The organism is Paracoccus sp. (in: a-proteobacteria), from assembly GCF_030536915.1.
Lineage (GTDB): Bacteria > Pseudomonadota > Alphaproteobacteria > Rhodobacterales > Rhodobacteraceae > Paracoccus.
On record NZ_JAUNPC010000165.1, the window covers coordinates 1 to 2985 of the forward strand.

Annotated in this window: 2 protein-coding genes and 1 pseudogene; all 3 read left to right on the forward strand. The window is 65.8% G+C overall.

Translation table 11 applies throughout. The features are described 5' to 3' along the window. Positions 1-549: pseudogene (locus Q4F04_RS15205) on the forward strand (glycine/betaine ABC transporter); the annotation flags it as partial. Beyond that, a complete protein-coding gene (locus tag Q4F04_RS15210) occupies positions 542-1387 on the forward strand; it encodes a proline/glycine betaine ABC transporter permease (RefSeq protein WP_303370637.1) in 846 nt (281 codons plus the stop codon). The pseudogene Q4F04_RS15205 and the gene Q4F04_RS15210, both read left to right, overlap by 8 nt. Beyond that, entirely contained in the window at positions 1387-2244 is an 858-nt protein-coding gene (locus Q4F04_RS15215; RefSeq protein ID WP_303370638.1) for a proline/glycine betaine ABC transporter permease, read from the forward strand. Before Q4F04_RS15210 ends, Q4F04_RS15215 begins: the two co-directional genes overlap by 1 nt. Positions 2245-2985 lie beyond the last annotated feature (741 nt).

Below are 2985 nucleotides of genomic sequence, written 5' to 3' on the forward strand. Positions count from 1 at the left end.
GTGGGCCTTGCCCGCGCGCTCGCCTCGGACCCCGAGATCATCCTGATGGACGAGCCCTTCTCGGCGCTGGACCCCCTGATCCGCCGCCAGTTGCAGGACGAGTTCCGCCAGTTGACCAAGGAGCTTGGCAAGTCCGCCGTCTTCATCACCCATGACCTGGACGAGGCGATCCGCATCGGCGATCGCATCGCCATCATGAAGGACGGCGCGATCATCCAGACCGGCACCGCCGAACAGATCATCCTGAACCCCGCCGACCGGTATGTGGCCGATTTCGTGGCCGGCATCTCGCGCCTGCATCTGGTCAAGGCGCATTCGGTGATGGTCCCGACCGGCGCCTGGCTGCGCGACCGCCCCGGTGCCGACCTGTCAAGCCTGCCGGTCGCTTCCCCGGATGCCGACATCGACGCGCTGATCGGCCTGATCACCAGCGGCGACAGCGACGCGCTGGCGGTGGTCGACGGCGGCGCCCCGGTGGGCGTCGTGACCACCCGCAGCATCCTGCTGGGCATGACCCAGGCCCCGGCGGAGCCGGGCCGCTATGAATAACGAGGATTTCGTCCGCGGCTTCGACCGCACCATCGATGACGCGCTGTTCTGGCTTGGCGACAATGCCGCCTTCCTGTTCGATGCCATCCGCAAGGGACTCGAAGGGTTCTACGACCTGATCCTGAGTGCCGTCACCCTGCCGCCCGCTTGGGCGATCGCCCTGATCGCGGCGCTGCTGGGCTGGCGCACGGTCGGCGCGGGCTTCGGCCTGCTGGCAGGTGCGGGGCTTCTGTTCTGCTGGTCCATGGGGCTGTGGCCGGAAACGATGGAAACACTGGCGCTGGTTTTCAGCGCCACCCTGACCGCGTTGGTGGTCGCGCTGCCGGTGGGGGTCATCGCGGGCTATTACACCGGGCTGGACCGCACGCTTGAACCCGTGCTGGACCTGATCCAGACGATGCCGCCCTACATCTACCTGCTGCCGGCCATCGCCCTGCTGGGATACGGGGCCGCCACGGCGCTTGCCGCCACGATCGTCGTCGCGATCCCGCCGGTGGTCCGCCTCACCTCGCTGGGCATCCGCCGGACGCCAGGCGAGTTCATCGAGCTGGGGCAGGCCAGCGGCATCAACAATTGGCAGATGTTCACCAAGATCCGGCTGCCCTTCGCCATGCCCTCGATCATGACCGGCATCAACCAGGGGCTGATGATGGCCTTCGGCATGGTGGTGATCGCGGGCATCGTCGGGTCGGGGGGCTTGGGCGGGACGATCTATGACGCGATCCGCACGCTTGACATCGCCCGTTCGATCAACGCGGCCATCGCCATCGTCATCCTGTGCATGGTCATCGACCGCATCACCCAAAGCGTGAACATGGTGCCCGAGGGGGAACGGTGATGGACCTTTCCGCCCTGCGCTTTTCGCCCGGCACCTATCTGGCGCCGGTCATCGACTGGCTGAACGCCAACTTCCATGATTTCTTCGACGCCATCGCCACGGTGATCGAGACGATGCTGGCTGCGGTCGAAGGCGCGCTGCTGTTCCTGCCGCCGCTGGCGATGATCGCGGTCGTGGCCGGGCTGGTGCTGGTGACGCTGGGCTGGCGGCTGGCGCTGCTGGTGCTGTTCTGCCTCGGCTTCAACCTGCTGATGGGGCTGTGGCAGGCCAGCATGCAGACGATCGCGCTGGTCACCATCGCCGTCCTGATCTCGGTCGCCGTCGCCTTTCCGCTGGGCATCTGGGCCGCCCGCCGGCCGCGGGTCGAATCGGTGCTGCGCCCGATCCTCGACGTGATGCAGACGGTGCCGCCCTGGGTCTACCTGATCCCCGCCGTCATGATCTTCAGCCTCGGCCGGGTGCCCGCGATCATGGCGACCATCGTCTATGGCATCCCGCCGATGCTGCGGCTGACCACGCTGGCCTTCAAGCAGGTGCCGAAGGACCTGAAGGAACTGGGCGCCGCCATCGGCGCCTCGCCCGGCTCGATCCTGCTGAAGATCGAGATCCCCGCGGCCAAGCCCACGCTTCTGGTCGGGCTGAACCAGTGCATCCTGCTGTCGCTGGCGATGGTGGTCCTGGCCGGGCTGGTGGGCGCGGGGGGCCTGGGCGCCGAGGTCACGCGCGGCCTGACCCGGATGGAGATGGGGCTGGGCCTGCGCGCGGGCCTTGCCATTGTCTCGGTCGCGGTGCTGCTGGACCGGTTGTCGCGCGGCGCCCTGCAATTCCGGCGAAGGCCCGTGGCGAGAATGGCATGAGGGAGACCCGATCCCTTCTGCCTCGTCGCCGGCAGGGGCCGCCGCATCTGCCCACAACCGAACGCCGGACCCTTTCCGTGCGCGATCAGGCTGGATGCGGGCCAGCATGATGTTCGATCTTCGCACGCCACATACCAGGCCAGTCTCTGTCCCTAGAAACTGGCCTGATCGTCCAGCAGGGACCGTGCAGCGGTGTTCTGCTTTCATTGCGGACGAATACCGTGGCTGTCCCTTTCAGTAGGCACCTGCATATAACGTCAGAAGTGCTAAGCACTTGACCATTTGCGGCCATCTTTGGACTTCCTGTCCCATGAGATGGTTTGGCTGGCGCTGATCGTCACCGTGATGTTCGGTGCGGGCCTGCATGATCAGGATGCTGCAGCGGGCAGGCTGATAAAGGGATCATCCCGCATCGCGCCGCCCGATGACACCGGCGCTGATGTTTTGGCAGAGCCGCAGCTTGAACGGCATGAATGCCGGCGATACAGGCCTCATGACGTCATGAGCCTTCTCCCATCAAGGCCCGTTCAACGTATCAGTTTTCCAGTTTCATGTGGTCCAGCCCGAAGGGTGCACTCCATACCGGGTCAGTTCAGGTTGGAAATCGACAACATGCCGATCTGGTGCGGCCGCCCCTTCATGCCCTGTCATCGCAGAGCCACATTCGGCCGCTAAGGCGGATACCAGCTCCGGCCTTGTCACGGCCGGCCGGGATTCTCAGCAGATCGAGCCAGGAACGTC